This window comes from Aquabacterium sp., from assembly GCF_030652515.1.
Taxonomy (GTDB): domain Bacteria; phylum Pseudomonadota; class Gammaproteobacteria; order Burkholderiales; family Burkholderiaceae_C; genus Aquabacterium.
The window spans coordinates 1-1,515 of record NZ_JAUSAR010000225.1 but is presented as its reverse complement, the minus strand read 5'-3'; the positions used below and the strand labels follow the sequence as shown (position 1 = coordinate 1,515).

Genomic DNA, 1,515 nt, shown 5'->3' with positions numbered 1-1,515 from the left:
GAGCATCCCTCCAACTTCAGAACGCCGTTTAACTGCACTTCATGCCATGTGGTAAGTTCAGGGCAGAATTTCAATTTCACGCCCAACAATACCCTGCTCAACGTCACCCAGCATTACTGGAACGGCAGCAATATCACCACTGCAAATGCCACCTCGTGCTACGCATGCCATAACAGGAGCGAGATGATGCTGGGAAGCTTTGATCCGGACGGTGCTGCAGGCGTTTACGGGGGAGCGAACGGAGGCAACAATTCCACGAGCCATTACGGTAAGAAGCGAAGTGATCTTGCAAGCCTGAATTCCACATCGTACTGTTCTTACTGCCACAACACCACAACGAACAACGCTACCTTCTACGTGAGCGATTTCAATAATTCCATAGTTAACCACAGCGGAAGAGCAACCACGCCTCTGTGCACGGACTGCCATAATTCCGGAAGGCTTCATAACAGCACACTCGCAAAACCCGTAAGTAACGATTCGTTCTGCTCCACATGCCACGGCATCTCCGGGAGTGCTGCCACGAACAACACGGTAAGGCACAAAGCTCTTAACTGCACGGAATGCCATGCCAATAATACTGTTGGTACGCTTGCGGGTAAGGATATACATGCAATCAAGTACCTCACGCAGGGCAACAGCTTCGCAACTACAAATTCAAGTGCGGTGAACTGCACCACATGCCACCAGACCACGAACGTGGACTCTTCTCTGGGCAGCTTCTCGCCATTTCGGATAGTATCGCCCATGCACCACAGCGATAATGCTTCGAACGGCTCGGTATGGGACAGCTTCTGGACGAATACCACTCCGCTGACTGCCTGCATATACTGCCATAATAACACCATTCACAACACCACGCCTCTTGGAAGAATACTGCTCTGGGCACCGGATTACGGTCTGTACGGCTCCATAGGTACCAATACCTCGTGTGCGGACTGCCATTACAGGAACGATGCAAACTATACCCAGATGAACTCCACCTTTTTCTCGGCAGGACTCAATACGCCGCCTGAAATAACCAATGGCACGAACTGGAAAGGGAATGTCTCGAATTACTTCAATCATTCCCTGGCTGCCTACGATGACTCTACGTGCAGGAACTGCCACGGCTCGCTTCTGAGCGGGAGTGCGAATATGAGCGAGTTCCTGCACAACGTTGCTGTGGGCGTGGCAGGAGGAGCCAACTGCACCAACTGCCATAACATCGGCGGAACTGCGGGTACGGGAAGGCTCGTTAACTTCTCTGCCATGAATTCAAGCGATGCCGTCCATAAGAACCTGAACAGCAATGCCACGGCAAGCAATGCCAATTATTCCGTTAATAAGAGATGCTGGGCATGCCACGGAAACGGCTCAGAGCCTGCTGCGAATGAGCATCCCTCCAACTTCAGAACGCCGTTTAACTGCACTTCATGCCATGTGGTAAGTTCAGGGCAGAATTTCAATTTCACGCCCAACAATACCCTGCTCAACGTCACCCAGCATTACTGGAACGGCAGCAATATCACCACT

1 protein-coding gene is annotated in these 1,515 nt (G+C 51.6%); it reads left to right on the top strand.

Translation table 11 applies throughout. The features are described from left to right. Nucleotides 1-183: 183 nt before the first annotated feature. Nucleotides 184-1,515: hypothetical protein (locus tag Q7V20_RS24050; RefSeq protein ID WP_304796801.1), on the top strand; the 1,332-nt coding region annotated here is incomplete at its 3' end.